17 protein-coding genes and 1 pseudogene are annotated in these 16,240 nt (G+C 67.8%); 3 read left to right on the top strand and 15 right to left on the bottom strand.

All coding sequences use genetic code 11. From position 1 onward, the window contains the following. Positions 1 to 558: 558 nt before the first annotated feature. Positions 559 to 2,949, top strand: a complete 2,391-nt coding sequence (locus PLE19_22270) for a kelch repeat-containing protein (GenBank protein ID HPD17674.1) — start codon at positions 559 to 561, stop codon at positions 2,947 to 2,949. Positions 2,950 to 3,069: 120 nt separating this feature from the next. On the opposite strand, the gene PLE19_22265 is transcribed toward PLE19_22270, so the two are convergent. From PLE19_22265 to PLE19_22200, 14 genes are all read right to left on the bottom strand, one after another. Then, positions 3,070 to 4,065 (bottom strand): TlpA disulfide reductase family protein, encoded by a 996-nt coding sequence (locus tag PLE19_22265; protein ID HPD17673.1) that lies wholly within the window; start codon positions 4,063 to 4,065, stop codon positions 3,070 to 3,072. A gap of 115 nt (positions 4,066 to 4,180) precedes the next feature. Beyond that, positions 4,181 to 4,825, bottom strand: a complete 645-nt coding sequence (locus PLE19_22260; protein HPD17672.1) for a hypothetical protein — start codon at positions 4,823 to 4,825, stop codon at positions 4,181 to 4,183. A 162-nt stretch (positions 4,826 to 4,987) separates the two neighbouring features. After that, positions 4,988 to 5,683: a flavodoxin family protein gene (locus PLE19_22255; protein ID HPD17671.1), complete on the bottom strand. Its 696-nt coding sequence runs from the start codon at positions 5,681 to 5,683 to the stop codon at positions 4,988 to 4,990. A 67-nt stretch (positions 5,684 to 5,750) separates the two neighbouring features. Beyond that, entirely contained in the window at positions 5,751 to 6,449 is a 699-nt protein-coding gene (locus PLE19_22250; GenBank protein HPD17670.1) for a cytochrome c biogenesis protein CcdA, read from the bottom strand. A gap of 3 nt (positions 6,450 to 6,452) precedes the next feature. After that, a complete protein-coding gene (locus PLE19_22245; protein ID HPD17669.1) occupies positions 6,453 to 7,355 on the bottom strand; it encodes a thioredoxin family protein in 903 nt (300 codons plus the stop codon). Positions 7,356 to 7,434: 79 nt separating this feature from the next. Then, complete coding sequence (locus PLE19_22240) at positions 7,435 to 7,908, bottom strand: thioredoxin family protein (GenBank protein ID HPD17668.1); 474 nt, start codon at positions 7,906 to 7,908, stop codon at positions 7,435 to 7,437. Between the two features lie 19 nt (positions 7,909 to 7,927). Further along, entirely contained in the window at positions 7,928 to 8,314 is a 387-nt protein-coding gene (locus PLE19_22235; protein HPD17667.1) for a putative zinc-binding protein, read from the bottom strand. Positions 8,315 to 8,376: 62 nt separating this feature from the next. Further along, the gene (locus tag PLE19_22230) at positions 8,377 to 8,781 is read right to left on the bottom strand and encodes an OsmC family protein (protein ID HPD17666.1); all 405 of its coding nucleotides are present in this window, start codon (positions 8,779 to 8,781) and stop codon (positions 8,377 to 8,379) included. 16 nt (positions 8,782 to 8,797) lie between these two features. Beyond that, complete coding sequence (locus PLE19_22225) at positions 8,798 to 9,031, bottom strand: thioredoxin family protein (protein ID HPD17665.1); 234 nt, start codon at positions 9,029 to 9,031, stop codon at positions 8,798 to 8,800. 2 nt (positions 9,032 to 9,033) lie between these two features. Then, the gene (locus PLE19_22220; GenBank protein HPD17664.1) at positions 9,034 to 9,870 is read right to left on the bottom strand and encodes a (Fe-S)-binding protein; all 837 of its coding nucleotides are present in this window, start codon (positions 9,868 to 9,870) and stop codon (positions 9,034 to 9,036) included. 4 nt (positions 9,871 to 9,874) lie between these two features. Further along, entirely contained in the window at positions 9,875 to 10,648 is a 774-nt protein-coding gene (gene arsM, locus PLE19_22215) for an arsenite methyltransferase (GenBank protein ID HPD17663.1), read from the bottom strand. Continuing rightward, on the bottom strand, positions 10,645 to 11,829 hold the full coding sequence (arsB, locus tag PLE19_22210; GenBank protein ID HPD17662.1) for an ACR3 family arsenite efflux transporter: 1,185 nt from the start codon (positions 11,827 to 11,829) through the stop codon (positions 10,645 to 10,647). The genes arsM and arsB overlap by 4 nt, the downstream gene beginning before the upstream one ends. Before the next feature lie 12 nt (positions 11,830 to 11,841). Further along, entirely contained in the window at positions 11,842 to 13,146 is a 1,305-nt protein-coding gene (locus PLE19_22205; protein ID HPD17661.1) for a permease, read from the bottom strand. Between the two features lie 108 nt (positions 13,147 to 13,254). Beyond that, positions 13,255 to 13,575 (bottom strand): metalloregulator ArsR/SmtB family transcription factor, encoded by a 321-nt coding sequence (locus PLE19_22200; GenBank protein HPD17660.1) that lies wholly within the window; start codon positions 13,573 to 13,575, stop codon positions 13,255 to 13,257. Positions 13,576 to 14,113: 538 nt separating this feature from the next. Here PLE19_22200 and PLE19_22195 point away from each other — a divergent pair. Then, entirely contained in the window at positions 14,114 to 15,688 is a 1,575-nt protein-coding gene (locus PLE19_22195) for a cryptochrome/photolyase family protein (GenBank protein ID HPD17659.1), read from the top strand. 60 nt (positions 15,689 to 15,748) lie between these two features. Here PLE19_22195 and PLE19_22190 read toward each other — a convergent pair. After that, a pseudogene (locus tag PLE19_22190) lies at positions 15,749 to 15,844 on the bottom strand (DUF1722 domain-containing protein). A 159-nt stretch (positions 15,845 to 16,003) separates the two neighbouring features. Here PLE19_22190 and PLE19_22185 point away from each other — a divergent pair. Next, positions 16,004 to 16,240, top strand: a 237-nt coding sequence (locus tag PLE19_22185; GenBank protein HPD17658.1) for a pyridoxamine 5'-phosphate oxidase family protein, incomplete at its 3' end; no start/stop codon positions are given.

The raw sequence follows: 16,240 nt of genomic DNA, 5'->3' as shown, positions 1-16,240 counted from the left end.
CCTCGCGGGGGACAGAGCCCCCGCCCACAGGGACCGTAGCCGCAAGCGTCCCGCTTGCGGAGGTTTTCTTTCTCGCCCCTACGCTCCGCCACCTTCTCTTTCTCGCCCCTACGCTCCGCGTGGGGGCGAATCTTTGGACGCTCCCGCGTCCAACAACCCCGGGTTCGTTCTCGGGGTTCGGCTGTGGGCGGGGCCTCCGCGCCCCGCGTCCTGCCGCCTCCTCGCGGGGGACAGAGCCCCCGCCCACAGGGACCGTAGCCGCAAGCGTCCCGCTTGCGGAGGTTCTCTTTCTCGCCCCTACGCTCCGCCACCTTCCTCTTCTCGCCGTTGATCACAGGCGCGGCCTGTGCCCTGGAGAAGGCCAAAGTTCACATCGCAACCGCCTCCCCTGCACCAGGCCAGCCGAGCCGAGATCGCCAGACTTCGAAGAGCCTGAACTTGAACGAGGGCACGGGGCGCGCGATACTGCCTGCCAGCAGGGTCGAGCAGTTGTCGCCGCGCAGGCCATTGGGGCAAGCCTCAGAGTTTCTGGCTCTTGGCAGAAAGGAGAAGGGCGTGATGCGAAGCCTGATAGCAGCGCTCGTCGCGGTGGCTCTCGGTGGCGCAGGCGCCCAGCCCGGCCGCGCCGCTCCCGCAGACCCACCGCCGGTGTCCACGCGGCTCGACCTGGCTGGGCTGCCCGCCAACACGTGGGTGGAAATCAGCCAGGCCCAGAAGCCGGAGGCGGCGTTCTGCTCCGCGTGGTATCTGCCTGCCTCCGACGAGTTCCTCCTCTGGGGCAAGCTCGGCGGGCACCGCGAGGAGTCGAAGCGCTACGAGGCCCAGGTTCTGAAGCTCGGCGACCAGGCCCCGGAGTGGCAGGAGGCATTCCCGCCAGGCAAGGAGGCCGCTTGGGCGAACGGGCGGTTCCCCAACTGGGGCTGCGGCTGCCATCGGCTGGGCTACCAGCCCGAGCGCCCCTGGCTGGAGTCCGCTGCCGACCGCTGGATCGGCGGCAGCGCCGAGATCAACCGCGTGACCTTCGTCGAGACCGACGGCGTCGTCCGCCCCACGCGGGCCTACACCCACCACCAGGCCGCCTACGACTCGAAGCGCGGCCGGCTCGTCTACTACGTCGGCGGAAAAACGTTCGCTTACGACCCGCAGAAACGCTCCTGGGCCGACCTCCAGGCCCAGCCGCCCCTGGCCTGCGAGGCCCTCGCCTGGGCCTCGATGGCCTATGACCCCGTGGGCGACCAGATCGTGCTCTTCGGCGGCGCCTATGCCCTCAACCCCTGGGGCGGCGCCAGGACCTGGCTCTTCGACTGCGCGAAGAACGAGTGGCGGCGGGCGCCCGTCCGCGGCGGCATCGAGCCGCCGCTCCGCTGCTGCACGCAACTCGCCTACGACTCCAGGAACAGGCGGATGGTCCTCTTCGGCGGCGACGCGCTCGACCGCTTCCTCGCCGACACCTGGGTCCTCGACCCCGCCACGCTCACCTGGGCGGAGCGGAAGCCCGAGAAGTCGCCCCCGCCCCTCGACCACGCCGCCGCCTGCTTCATCGAGCGCCACGGGCTGGTGCTCCTCGTGAGTCCCCCCAAGCGGGGCGACAAGCGCTCGGCGGACGCCTGGGCGTATGACACGGCCAGAAACGTCTGGACGCCGCTGGCCTTGCGCCTGCCCGACAAGCCGATGGAGTGGGTTTCGTGCGCTTACTCCGCGAGGCACGAGGCCGCCGTGCTCGTCGCCCCGGGCGTCGGCACCTGGGTCTGCCGCCTCGACCCCGCGACCGCCTCGGACCCCAAGGCCGAGGCCGAGATGGCGCCGCCGGGCTCGTGGACCTGGAACACGCGCGCGATCGGCCAGACCCGCAGCATCCTGGACGCCCCGCCGCCCGACCGCGCCGCCACCGCAAAGCGCCTCCAGGAGCTGCCGGCGAACACCGTTGTGGATGCCGAGTACCCCGGGCACCTCATCAGCAAGACCTGGAGCAGCGCGACGATGGACACGGACCGGGGGATCGTCGTCTACACCGGCGGCGGCCACAGCGGCTACACGGGCAACGACTGCGCCCTCTACGACGTCGGGGCCAACCGCTGGGCCTTCGACGCCCCGCCCTCGTTCTTCCCGTTCCTGCGCAACTACAACGCCTCGCTCTACGGCTGGGACTACCTGATGCGCGCGACCTCCCAGCACACCTACCGCTGGTACTGCTACGACCCGGCCTCGAAGCTGGTTGTCTACTGCGCCCGGCCCGCCGGCCCGCACAACGGCTTCGGCGTCCTGCTCGAAGACGACGAGGCCAAGGCATTCGTCTACGACGAGAAGAAGCACGGCTATTGGACCTTCCTCTACGACCCGGCCGCCAACAAGCGGTTCCCGCCGGTCTTCGGCCGGCCGTTCAGCAACTCGTGGGCGATGGCGCTCGTCGGCACCCCGAGGGGCGTGTTCGCCAAGAACGGCGGCGAACTCTACCACGGCAAGGCGGCCGCCAAGGGGGAGCGGGCGACCATCGAGTGGACCCTGCTCGACAAGGGCGGGCCGAGCGGCGACGGAGAGTTCCAGCCGCTCCTCTACGACTCGAAGCGGGCGCGCCTGCTCTTCCTCGCCGCGAAGAAGGACCAGCCGCTGAAAGTCTGGGAGCATCCGCTCGCGGCCGGCGACTGGAAGGAACTCCCTCTGAAGCTCTCAACCGCCAGAATCTCGCGCGAGATCGTCTACGACGCGAGGAACGACTGCCTGCTCGCCCTCGCCCCGGAGGCCCTCCTGGTCATGGACTTCGAGAGCCTGGCGTGGCGCGAGCTGGACACGGCAGTGCCCAAGGGCCTCTTCGGCACCGAGTGTGCGATGGTCTACGACCCCGTGCACGAGGTGTGCGTGCTCCTGATCCCCACCAGCTTCAGCGGCAAGATGCGGGTCGGCCTGTTCCGCTATCACCCACAGTCGGCGAAGTACCGGCAGGCTCAGTGAACTCGGCAGGAGTCCAGGCGTGGCGCCGACAGGCGCAGGTCGGAAGACATGCTCGGGGCGAAGGGCCAAGCCCGGAGACAGCCCGGAGCGGCCCGCCTTGGGCCGCGGCCGCGGCTAGCGTCAGCCAGCCGCGTTGGCCTTGTACCGGGGGGCCGCGGTTGCCTTGCCGAGGATGGCGTCGAGCGCGCTGGAGGCCGCGGGCAGTGTGAAAGAGCGCCGTTGCACGATCACCCCGTCTCCATCGAGCAGGAAGAAGAACGGCACGGTGTCCACGCCATAGGCATTGGAGATCTCCCCCGTGGCGTCCCACACGACGGGCAGGCCCGGCGCCGCCTGCTCGTAGACGGGGAGAATCCGTTCCCTCTCCTCGCCCTGATTGATGAGGGCGACGGCAATGCCCTGGCTCCGGTGGGCGTCGGCCAACTGCTGGATGGCCGGGAGCGCCTGCCTGGAGAAGGGGCAGCTCGCCCGGGCGAAGACGAGCATCGTGGCCCGCTTGCCCCGAAGGGTGGCCAGGGCCGCCTCCCGGCCCGTCAGAGTCCTGGCGGCAAAGGGCGGCGCGAGCGACCCGGCGGGAGGCATAGCCAGTGTATAGAGCTTCTTGGGCTGGCCGGGCTGCTCCTCAGCGATCTCGCGCACCATCCTCTCGAGGCGTTGCGCATCGTAGCCGCCGGTGAAGCGCAGCTCGCCCTCCCGGTCGAAGACGTAGAGGGTCGGATAGTAGAAGAAACCGAGCCCGTCCGCGATGGCGCGGCCGGCGTCGAGCTGGCGCGGAAAGCCGTGGCTCCAGGCGCCCGCTTGCAGCGTCTCGCCCGGCAGGGGCACCTCGAGACGCAGGAGGGCCACGTCGGCCGGCTTGCGCGAGGCGTAGGCGTCGAGCACCGCGGTGGCCTTGGCGGTCCCCGGGCAGTCCTCCCTGCCGAGGAGCAGCACGAGCACCTTGCCGCGGTGCTGGGCCAGGAGAGCCTGCACCGCGGCGTTCGTGCGACCGCTCCTGCGCGAGGGCTCTGGGCCGTTCGCCGAATCCTCGCCAGATGGCCGGCAGGCGGGGAGGACGGCGAGTGCCCCGAGCCCCAGCAGCATCGCACCGATTGCGCCGAACCGCCTGGTTTCCATGCAACGCCTTCCTTTTCGTCGCCAGCGCTCTCTGCCGCGGCCGCCCGACCGATGGGGGCGCCCACACCGCATATCATAGCGCGACTCGCGCGAGCCGCCAAGTGCCGCACAGACCCTAGGGTGCGCGGTCGGGCTTCAGCGGCGCGGCAGGCGTCTTCGGAGTCGCGTCGTCCTTCCTGGCGGCAGCCTTCAGGGGCGTGAGGCCGCCCCAGAACCACCAGCCGCCGAACTCGTGGTCGTCGTGCGAGGGGTCGAGAAGGACCCACCCGAGGAAAGCATCGGGAATCTCCAGCCAGCGAATGTTCCCGACCAGGCCGACCCAGCCGAGGTGGAGGTAGTGCTTGCAGGCGGGCTTCCTCACCTGCGTGTTCTCGGGGCTCGTGGCGAGGCCGAGCAGCCCTGTGGCCTGGTTGTTGAGGGGCTCGGCCCCGTCGGCCTCGGCGAAGCGCTGCCAGCTGACCTCCTCGCGGCCCCACAAGAGCAGCCCCACGCTGCTCTCCTTGTGCTTCATCACGCCCGCCTTGCCGTCGCCCACGCCCACGAACGTGCCATCCACTTCCCCGTAGCCGATGGGGAAGATGATCGGGCAGTTCGTGTAGGCCGCGAACTGGGGCTTGGCGGAGAAGGTCAGCCCGATGTCGAACATCTCGGCCGCGTCGTTGCCGCGGTCCCTGAAGTAGCCGCAGCCCGGCAGGATGCCGAGGAGAACCGCGACGCCTGAGAACAGAACCAGCGCCCGCAACGCAGAGCCGGTCTTCATTCAGATTCTCCAGAATCCCTTTCTTGCCCTCCACCAGCCGGCCATGGTTCGCAGTGCGGCCTTCAGGCCGTATCCTGGAACGGCGACCCGCTCGCGAAGATACGGGCTGAGGCCCGCACGGCAAACGCCAGGCCCGACGCGGACGACCGTCCGCACCGGCGCCTACTTCGTGGCGGCCTGCCGCAGGGCCACCTGGGCCACGTGGCGGCCCAGGTCCTTCGCGCAGGCCAGGCCGAACTCGTCCTTCGTGAGGTCGTCGCTCTGGTTCCAGAGTGCCGCGCCCATGCGCCCGGTCGGGCGGCTGGTGCCCACGACGGCGACCTCGTGGCTCAGCAACGCCGCCTGAATGGACTGGATGGTGAGTTCCTGCCCGCCGTTGCGGGCGCCGCCGACGGCCAGGACGCCCGCGACCTTGCCGCCGAGGGCGAAGTTCTTGCGGAGCGCCATGCACCGGTCTATGAACGCCTTGCACAGGCCGCTCATGCTGTTGAAGTAGACGGGCGAGCCGATGATGATGCCGGCGACCTTTGGGTCACTGAGCTTGGCCGCGACGGCGGGGAAATCATCCTTCTGCCCCTCGGCCAACGGGATGCCGGCGGCGACCTCGGCCGGGATGCTCATGCCGGCCAGCTCGACGAGCTCGATCTCGACGCCGGGCGCGGCCTCCTTGGCGGCATCGAGGGCGGCCTGGACGGCTGCCGCCGTGGTCTTGCCCTTCCGGGGGCTCGTGGCGATGCCGAGGATCTTCAGCCCCTTGCCCATCCCTTCCTGGGCCGAGACCGAGGCGGCGGCGAGGCCCGCCGCCACCGCCGCGCCCGCGGCGCCCAGAAACCCTCGCCGCTCCAGTTCGCTTCCCATTGCCCGTCCTCCTTTCCCTGTGGTGAGCCTCCCGCAGGTTGCCAACCTGCGGGAGGTTGGCGGTCTGTCACACCGCCAGATAGAGCATGTAGAGCCCGCCGAGGATCACCAGGACGCCGCACACCTTCTTGAGTATGACGGCGCCCTTGGACTTCTCGTTCCAGTGCAGGTAGTGCTCCACGACCTCCGTGAACGTGCCGGCCACGACGATGACCGAGCAGTGCCCGACGCCGTAGAGCGCCAGCAGGAGCACGCCATAGGCGATGTTCGTGGCCGCGAGCTTGAAGGTGACCCCGAGCATCGGGGCCATGAAAGCAAAGGTGCAGGGGCCGAGTGCGACGCCGAACACGAGGCCGAGGATGAATGCCGCGAGGAGGCCCTTGCGCTTCATCCCCACCTGGCCCGGGCCGGAAAAGGGCATGGGAATCACGTCCAGAAGCACCAGCCCCACGAGGAGGAAGATCGCGGCGACGAAGTAGTTGCCCCACGGCCCCACGTCGCCCATCATGCGCCCCGCGAGCGCCGTGAGCGCGCCGATGATGCCGATGGTGATGAGGATGCCGACCGCGAAGAGGGACGAGATAGCGAAGGCCCGGCGGGTTCTCATCTGCCCCTGCTGGCCGATGAAGCCGACGATGAGCGGGATGCTCGCCAGGTGGCAGGGGCTGAGCAGGATGCTCAGCACGCCCCAGATGAGCGACGCGATGATGGCGATGGCCGGCGTGCCTTCGACGGCGCGGGTCAGCCAGGCGAAGAGTTCCTGCATGGTCTACTGCACCCCCATTTCTCTCAGCTTGGCCTCGATCTCCCGCTGAGAGAAGTAGCCGGTGTGGCGGAAGACCTCCTTGCCGTCCCTGTCGTAGAAGATCTGGGTCGGGATGGAGGAGATGCGAAAGCGGGTGGAGAGGACCATTTCGTTGCGCGCATGGACGAACACGATGTCGGCCTTCCCCGCGTACTTCTCCTTGAGGGCGGCCAGGATCGGCTTCATCCGCTCGCACGGGGTGCAGCCGTCGGCCCCGAAGTCCACCATCGAGGGCCGGCCGCTCGCCCGAGCCTTGTCCACCGGGTTGTCGCGGGCCAGGGCCGCATGCTCGGCCACCCAGGGAGCCGAGACGGTTACCTGGAAGCGGTCGGCGAGGGTGCGAACGTGCTCGTGGAGGGCGTCGCGGCGCTTGTCCTGGAGGAGGTACTGCTTCAGGCTGTCGCGCACCTTGCGCAGCGAGGCCCCGCCGAACATCTCGGGGTTCTGCTCGTAGAACTTGGCGGCCTCGTCGTCGGTCACCGCCAGGCCCGCTGTGATGCCGTCGGCGTACTCATTCACGATCTGGGTGTCGCTCTTGCCCGCGAGGCTCTTCTGGGACTTCGCGGCCTCCTGCCTGGCCGCGGCCACGAGCACCTTCTTCGTGGCGAGTTCGTCGAGCAGGTAGACCGAGTTCTTGCGCAACTGCTCGCGCAGGGAGGCGGCCGATTCGGCCAGGATGCGGTCGAGTTCGGCCTGCGTGACGTCCAGCTCCGTGCACCGCAGGAGCACGCCCTCGGGCAACTCGGCCAGCGTGGCCTCCGAGAGCATGCCGTGCACCAGGTTGGGGTGGACCTCGCGGACCGTGCCGGCCTGCACCCCGAACGCGCACATTGCGATGGCGATGCCCATGCTTCTCGCTAGCTTCATCCTTGCGGACCCTTTCAGTTCCCGCCCGTGCCTGTCTTCGCCACGCCACGCCTTGTGGCCGTGCTCACTGCCTTCACCTTCAGGTGGGGCAGGGGCGGCCGGGGCTGCTGGACGGGGCGGCGGCACCCGCCTTAGCTTTGGTGGCCGCCGCGAAGTCGAAGCCCAGCTCCTTCCACTTCGCCAGGATGTCCTCCTTCGAGAAGAAGCCTGTGTGACGGAAAAGCTCCTTGCCCGAGGGGTCGAAGAAGATCTGGGTGGGGATGAGGTCAATCTTGTACTTGTCGGTTGCCTCCTTGTCCTCATTGACGTCGATAAAGACGACTTCGAGGCGCCCCTCGTACTCCTTCTTGAGTTCCTCGAGGATCGGCGCCATGAGCTTGCAGGGGATGCACAGGCCCGCCCCGAGGTCCACCAGACGCGGCAGCTCGGCCGCGGCCTGCGGCTTCGGCGGGTCGCCTGTCGCAGGGTTCGCGGGTTTCTGCTTGAGGGCCACGACGAGAACTGCGGCGACGGCCACCGCCACGACGACTGCGATCTTGCCCGCCTTGCCCACTGGTTGCGCTCCTCTCGGTTCAGCAGATGGCGGCGAGGGCGGCGGCGCCCTTGTCCGCGACCTTCGCGATGTTCTCCTCGGTCGCCGGCGAGTTGCCCTTGCCCAACCCGAGGTCGGTGACGCGCAGGTGCTGGAACTTCGTGAAGCCGGCCTCCGCGAGGCAGTGCTTCGTGCAGTCCTGCGAGCAGCCGTCAATGGCCAGGATGCCGGCCGCCGCTTCGGTGGACTTCATGATGCCGCTCACCCGGCCGCCGATCCCGGCCAGGCAGTACATCCTGCCGGCGCCGTCGCGGGTCAGCTTGCGCGCCGCCTGGTCGGCGATGGCGCCCACGTCGGCGGCCCCGGAGCAGGCGAAGATCAACTTGGATGCGTCGGTGCAGCAAGCACGCTTCTCGCTCGGAGCCATGGTAGTTCTCCTTCCTTCGACTCCCTTGCGCTTCCCATCCTCTGGCCGCCCGACAGGCAGGGTCAGGCAAGCCACACGAAGTCCACAATCACCTCGACGCTCGGGCACAGCGCCCGGTAGATCGGACACATCTGGCTGGCCTGTTCCAGCCGGGCGCGGTCCGCCTGGGGGAGAACCCTGGGCATGTGGAACGTGGCCTTCATCTTCGCGAGGCGCATGTCCGCGAATTCGGGGACGACGGTCACCTTCGCCCCCAGGATGTCCAGGCCTTCACGCTGGGCGGCTTTGCCCATCATGATCATCATGCAGCCCCCGAGCGCGGCGGCCGTGAGGTCGATCGGGGTGTAGCACTCGCCCTTGCCGCCGAAGCCCCGGGTCGCGTCAGTCTCCAGCTTCTTCCCGGTTCGCGAGTGCTCCGCCGTGCAATGCAGCAGCGCGTCGTACACGACGGTCACTTGGTCCTGCATCGCCCCGCTCCTTGCGCTAGGCGAGCATCTTCTTGATGTCTTCAGGCGAGGGCACCTTGCCGGCAACCTTCACCTGGCCGTCCACCACGAGCGCGGGCGTGATCATCACGCCGAAGGCCATGATCTTGGTGATGTCGCTGACCTTCTCAAGCTGGTAGTCGAGGCCGAGGGCCTTGGCGGCGGCTTCGGCGTTCTCGGCCAGCTTCTTGCACTTCGGGCAGCCTGTGCCCAGGATTTGCAGCAACGGCATTCTCAACTCCTTTCTGTTGTCGCCAACGTCTCCCCGAACCCTCCGCCGCCCACACCCAGGCCCGCGCACACCTCGCTGAGGGCTTCCTTCAGGTCCTGGCGGTCGCCGGCGAAGACGGGCCGGCACAAGGTCACGTCCGCGCCGCCGCTCCACACTTTCACGGCGAAGGCCGTGCAGGTGGCCTCGCCGCAGGCGCGGCAGTTGGTGCGCGGCAGGCGCTTGAGAATCTCCAGGGCGGGCGGGCGCTCGCGCATCTCATAGGACGGCGCAATCTCTGCCCTCCGCGCCCACACCTCGTTCGCGCGGCAGCGGATGGCCTCCAGCACCCGCCAGGCGTCCACGAGCTCGTCTGCCTTCGCCACGGCGATGCGCCGCGGGTACATCGAGACCATGCGGTAGCGGTCCAGGAACGTGAAGGTGGGGCCGTGGACGTTGTAGCTGGCCTCGCGCATCACGGCGTTGAGGTACGGGAAGACCTCGGCCAGGTCGCCCGAGAGGTGGGCGATGAGGCGAATCTTCGTGGCGTCGGCCACGCAGGGCGCCAGCACCATCACCGCCGCGTGACCGAACACGTCCTCTTCGAACTCGGCGGGGCGCTCGCGCGGCACAGGCACTTGAGCGGGACGGTACTCTACCCAGCCCGACGCGGTGAATCCATCTCCCACGCGGCCCCCCAACTTCCTTCGCGCCTCGGCGGTCATCACGAGCGAGGGCGCTCCGACCCGGCTGAAGCCGGGGTCGGGCGAGACGACCTCATAGGGGAGCGCGAGGGCGTCGAGGCGCGCCCGCGCCTTCACGAACTCGTCCCGGGCAGGGAAGGTGGCGACCAACCGGCTCATGTCTCTATCTGACAGCCAGGACGGTGATGCTCGAGGCGACGCCCTCGAGGGTCTCGGCGACCTCGTCGGTGATGGGGTCGTCGCACACGCTCGACGCCTCGTAGAGCCGATCGGTGAGCACTTCGAGCGAGGCGAAGCCGGCGGCGCGGATCGCCCCGAGGTAGTCCTCGCGCGGCAGGGCGCCGGCCAGGCAGGCGGCGTAGAGGTCCTCGTCATCTCGGAGGCTCTCGGGGAAGGGGCGGTTGAGGACGATGTCGCTGACGACCATCCGCCCGCCCGGCTTGAGCACGCGGTGGACTTCGCGGAAGACCTGCGGTTTGTCGGGCGAGAGGTTGACCACGCAGTTCGAGATCACCACGTCCACCGAGCCGTTCTCGACGGGCAGGTGCTCGATCTCGCCCTCGCGGAACTCCACATTGTCCAGGCCCGTGGCCTGGCGGAACTTCGCGGCGTTGCGGCGGGCGAGGGCGAGCATGTCGGGGGTCATGTCGACCCCGATGGCGCGGCCCGTCGGGCCGACCCGCTGGGCGGCCAGGAACACGTCCTTGCCTCCGCCGCTGCCGAGGTCGAGCACCACGTCGCCCGGCTTCAGGTGCGAGAAGGCCACGGGGTCGCCGCACGAGAGGCCCATGTCGGCCTCGGGCACGGGCGCGCCCTCGGCTGCCGCGGGCGCTTTGCCGCAGCACGACGCCTTCGGCCCGCAGCACGAGGACTGCTTCCGTGCCACGGAGCCGTAGGCCTTCTTCACCAGTTCGTGTGTGTCTTCTCGTTCGCTCATGCGGAATGCCTTTCCTCAGCGGGGAACCAGTGGCGGGTGGCCAGGCAGATCTTCACGAGCATCAGCATCACGGGCACCTCGATCAGCACGCCGACGACGGTGGCCAACGCGGCGCCCGACGAGAGGCCGAAGAGCATCGTGGCCGTGGCAATCGCCACCTCAAAGTGATTCGAGGCGCCGATCATCGCGCTCGGCGCAGCGTCCTCATACGTGAGTCTCAGCGGCTTCGACCACCAGTAGCCGAGCCAGAAGATCAGGTTGGTCTGGATGAACAGCGGAATGGCAATCCACAGGATTGTCAGCGGGTTGCCCAGGATCACCTCGCCCTTGAACGAGAAGAGGAGCACCAGCGTGACGAGCAGGGCGAGGATCGTGATGGGGGTGAGGACGTGGAGGAACTTCTCCTTGAACCACGCCTCGCCCTTGGCCCGGATGAGCCACTTGCGGCTGAAGTAGCCCGCCACGAGCGGCAACGCCACATAGATGGCGATGGAGAGCAGCAGCGCCTGCCACGGCACGGGCAGCCGGCCCACGCCGAGGAGGAACCCGCCGAGCGGGCCGTAGAGGACGAGCATCGTGAGCGAGTTGATCGCCACCATCACCAGCGTGTGGCCGTCGTTGCCCTTCGCCAGGTAGCCCCACACCAGCACCATCGCGGTGCAGGGCGCGATGCCGAGCAGGATGCAGCCAGCCAGATAGCTCCGCCACAGCGGCACCTCGAGCATCTTGGCCCCCTCGTGCATCACCACCCGGCCCGCCCCGTAGGCGGCGCCCACGTCGAGGTCGAGGCCCAGCGGCATCTTCACGTAGTCCTTCGCGTCCGGGCCGATGAAGCCCAGAAACAGCGTGCCGAGGAAGAAAAGGGCGATGAAGTACATGGTGAAGGGCTTGATCGCCCAGTTGACGAAGAGCGTGAGGCCGACGGGCTTGGCATTCCTGCCCGCCTGGAGCACCTCGGCGAAGTCAATCTTCACCATGATCGGGTACATCATGAAGAAGAGGCAAATGGCGATGGGGATGGAGACGACGGGCGCCTCGCCGACGTAGATCGCCAGGCCGTCGAGGAACTTCGCGACGCCGGGCGCCACCCGCCCCAGGAGGATCCCGCCGAGGATGCACAGGATCACCCACACGGTCAGATACCGCTCGAAGACGCTCAGGCCCTTTGCAGGTTTCGCCACGGGTTGTCTCCCTTAGACGATCGCTCCGAAGACCATCCCCACGATGGTGGACATCACGACGGCCAGGGCACAGAACACCAGGGTCTTCTTCACGCCCATGATCTTGATCAGCACCAGGATGCTGGGGATCGAGAGCGCCGGCCCCGCCAGCAACAGCGCCAGCGCCGGCCCCTTGGCCATGCCGAGCTTCATCAGCGCCTGGACGATCGGAATCTCGGTCAGCGTGGCGAAGTACCAGCACATCCCCACGAAGGAGGCGATGAAGGTGGACAGCAGACCGTTGTCGCCCACGACGGCCGCGACGGCCTTCTCGGGGATGAGGGCCGAGATGAACCCCGTGACGAACACGCCGCCGAAGAGCAGCGGCACGATCATCTTGCCGAAGCTCCACGTGGCCCCCAGCCACTCCTTGATCTCCTCGCGGTCGAACCACCGCCAGAGCATGAGCAGCACGGCCAGGCCCATCGCGCCGGCCAGGTACCACTTGACGCCGTGGATGCTCATGGTGAAGCTCGGCACGGGCTTCACCTCCGCGATGTCCTCCATCGCCAGACGCTTCACCTCGGGCGCCAGCTTGCCATCTGCCCCATAGACCTGCACGTCCATTGTGTCAATCATCTGCGTCCGCACGTTCGCCTTCAGGGTCGTGCCGTCCTTGAGGGCGATCGTCACGTCGTGGGTGCTCGCCCAATCGCTGAAGACCAGAAAGAGCACCATCGCGGCGAAGTAGGCCAGGGTTTGGAGCAGGTTGCGGCGGCTGGCCGGCGGGGGCGGCAGTTGCATCGCCGCTTCCACCCTCTTCTGCTCGGCGTGGCGGAAGATGAAGGCCATCAGCAGGCCGATGACGTAGGCGAAACCGATCGAGCCAATCACCCGCGCGACACCGAGGTCGTAGCCCAGGACGCTGGCCGACAGGAAGATGGCCATCACGTTGATGGCCGGCCCCGAATAGAGGAAGGCACTGCCCGGCCCGAGGCCGGCCCCCATCGCGTAGATGCCGGCGAACATCGGCAGCACGCTGCACGAACACACGGCCAGGATGCAGCCGGCGACCGCCCCGACCGTGTAGGCGAGGAACCGGTTGGACTTCGGGCCTAGATACCGCATCACCGAAGCCTGCGACAGGAACGTGCTGATCCCCCCCGCGATGAACATGGCTGGCACCACGCAGGCGAGTGTATGCTCGCGCACGTACCACTGAAGGAGCCGGAAGGCCTCAGCAACGGCCGCCGAGATCTTTGGGTTGCTGAACGGCACGAAGTAGAAGAACAGGAAGATACCGGCCAACCACGCGAAGACCTTCAGTTCCTTCTTCATCGTTACCCCTTCAGCAAGTGCGACCTAGTCTCGGCCTCGCGGTCGCCAGTGGACGTTTGGCCAAACCGCCAAATGTCTCGCACGCGAAAGGCCGCCCACCGGGCGGCCTCACGCGGTCAGCGCCAACTGCTCCTCGGCGTTCCGCTTCATCACCGCTTCCACGCACTCGAAGAAGCTGAGGACGCACGGGCACCGCAGAGTGTAGAAGACCTGGCTCCCGCGCCTCTCATCGTCGAGAATGCCGGCGGCCTTCAAGACAGACAGGTGCTTGGAGACCGTGGACATGTCGGCGCCCACCATCTGGGTGAGTTCGCACACGCAGCGCTCGCCCTTAGCGAGTTCCTCGACCAGGAAGAGGCGGGTCGGGTGGGCCATGGCCTTCACGATCTTGGCCCTGGCCACGAAGCGAGCTTGTGTCTGTGCGTCCATCTTGGACTCCTTGGCTGCTTGGCGAATTGGCATTATAGCCAAGCCGCCGTGCAGTGTCAAGTCTTTTCCTCCGCCTCGCTCCACCCGCAAGCATCCGGACCGCGTTGTCGGGGCATGGCCGCCTTCAATGTCTCCCAGCGACGCAGGGGCGCGCCGCACGGCCGCCCACCCTGCCGCTTCGCACCCTCTCTTGTCCAGCATGGGGTGTGGGCCATTTCTGTAGGTAGCTTGTGTTGCGGCTTCTTGTAGCGACAAGCGTCCCGCTTGTCGAACGGATAAAGCGAGCCGCAAGCGGGACGCTCGCGGCTACGTTTGCGGCGGACCTTCGCCCTCTTGCGTTGATCTCCGCAACGGAAACTGCCCGCGATTCCTGCCCGCAGCCGGCCCGCCGTTGATCCTTTGCGGGGAATGCCTTAGACTCAAGACCCTCCAGAGGGGCTCGGGAGCCGCTCTCCCTCTCCTGCGGCGGCTGTCGCGTGGTCGCGGAAGCGTCAGGTTTCATCCCGCGGGAGCGTCGTGGCCCGGTAGGGCGCTTACTATGAGGCCAACACCGAGGCAGGTCCGCGCGCTCGTTCTGGTGCTCGGGGATCAGCTCGACGCGAGCTCGGCGGCTTTCGATGGGTTCGACGCGGCCGCCGACGTGGTCTGGATGGCCGAGGTGGGGGAGGAGGCGGCCTATGTGTGGTCGCACAGGGCCCGCATCGCGCTGTTCCTGGCCGCGATGCGGCACTTTCGTGATGCCCTGCGCGATAGGGGCGTGGCGGTGGACTACCATGCCCTTGACGACGGGGCCGAACGCAGCGGCCTCGCCGCCGAGTTGGCCGAGGCGGTCAGGCGCCTCAAGCCACAGCGGCTCATCGTCGTCGAGCCGGGCGAGTGGCGCGTGAAACAGGCCCTCACCGCTGCGGCGAAGTCGCTCGCCCTGCCACTGGAGGTCCGCCCCGATCGCCACTTCCTCTGCTCGCACGGCGAGTTTGCCGCTCACGCCGAAGGGCGGAGGCGGTTGCGTCTCGAGTACTTCTATCGCCAGATGCGCCGCAGACTCGGCCTGCTCGTGGAGGGCAGGAGGCCGATTGGCGGCCAGTGGAACTACGACGCCGCCAACCGCCGGAGCTTCGGCAAAGAGGGTCCGGGCGAACTCCCGCGGCCGCTCGGGTTCCCAGCGGACAGGGTGACCCGCGAGGCGATTCGCCTCGTGGAACAGCGCTTTGTCAACCACCCCGGCAGCCTCGCGCACTTCGACTGGCCTGTGACGCCGGCCGATGCCCGCCGGGCGCTGGACGACTTCGTCGAGAACCGGCTGGCACAATTCGGCCCCTATGAGGATGCGATGTGGACTGGGCAGCCCTGGGTCTACCACTCGCGGCTCTCGGCCCCTGTCAACCTGAAGCTGCTCGACCCGCGCGATGCGGTGGCGGCGGTAGAGACGGCGTACCAGGATGGCCACGCCCCGCTCCAGTCCGCCGAGGCCGTGATTCGCCAGTTCATCGGCTGGCGCGAGTTTATCCGCGGCGTCTACTGGCGCTGCATGCCCGATTACCAGGAATCGAACGCTCTCGGGGCCGACGCGCCGCTGCCATGGTTCTACTGGACGGGCGAGACGGAGATGGCCTGCCTGCGCGAGGTGGTCGGGCAGACGCTGGCCCTCGGCTTCGCCCATCACATCCAGCGGCTCATGGTCGCCGGCCTCTTCGCGCAGCTTCTGGGCGTCCATCCCTTCGAGGTCCACAAGTGGTTCCTCGCCGTTTACGTGGACGCGGTGGACTGGGTGACGCTGCCGAATGTGCTGGGGATGTCGCAGTTCGCCGATGGCGGCGTGATGTCGAGCAAGCCCTACGTGGCGACGGGCCGCTACATCCAGAGGATGTCGAATTACTGCCTCGGCTGCCGCTTCGACCCTGCAAGGCCCCTCGGCCACCACGCCTGCCCCTTCACGACGCTCTACTGGGACTTCCTGGCGCGCCATGAGAAGCGGCTGAGGGCGAACCGCCGGATGGGGTTCCAGGTGCGTAACCTGGACCGCCTGAGCCGGGACGACAGGGCGGCCATTCGCAGGCAGGCGGGCGCGCTCCGTGATGTGCTCGCGGCCGAGGTGCGGAGGTATGGCCGATGAACGAGTTGGGCAGGCACCGAGTGCTCAAACACTTCCTCAAGAGCGAGAGGGGGTATAGGGCTCGGAGATGAAGCGGTCGAGCGTGTGGCCGCCATCGAAGCGCACCTTCTGGCCGAGGAGGCAGGCGCTGACACCTGGTCGGATCCTCGCCTCCATGTCCTTCTTTCCTATCAGCCGTTCGCCTGATTGTGGCGCGCTTCCCATTCGCGTCAAAGCCGGGGGCCATGCTCCCAGCGCGTGGGCCTGGCGATTGACGCGGAACTCCGCTTCCATAGAATGAGTGAAGGGGACGGCATTGGCGCAGAGAGGATTGCGATGGGCTTGGAAGAGTACTTCGAGGGGAACAAGGGCTTTGGTGTGCTGGCGACCGCGGGCGGCGACGGCACCGTGGACGTTGCGGTGTACGCCCGGCCGCACGTCGTAGACGAGGAGACAGTGGCCTTCATCATGGCCGACCGTTTGAGCCACAGGAACCTTCAGTCGAACCCGCACGCTAGCCCAAGTTCGTCAGTTCGGGAGCCGGATGGCCGCGATTTGGCGATTCTCGGCCTT

It is taken from the genome of Planctomycetota bacterium, assembly GCA_035384565.1.
Lineage (GTDB): Bacteria > Planctomycetota > PUPC01 > DSUN01 > DSUN01 > DAOOIT01.
The sequence above is the reverse complement of the archived record's forward strand: the minus strand, read 5'-3'. Positions and strand labels throughout refer to the sequence as shown.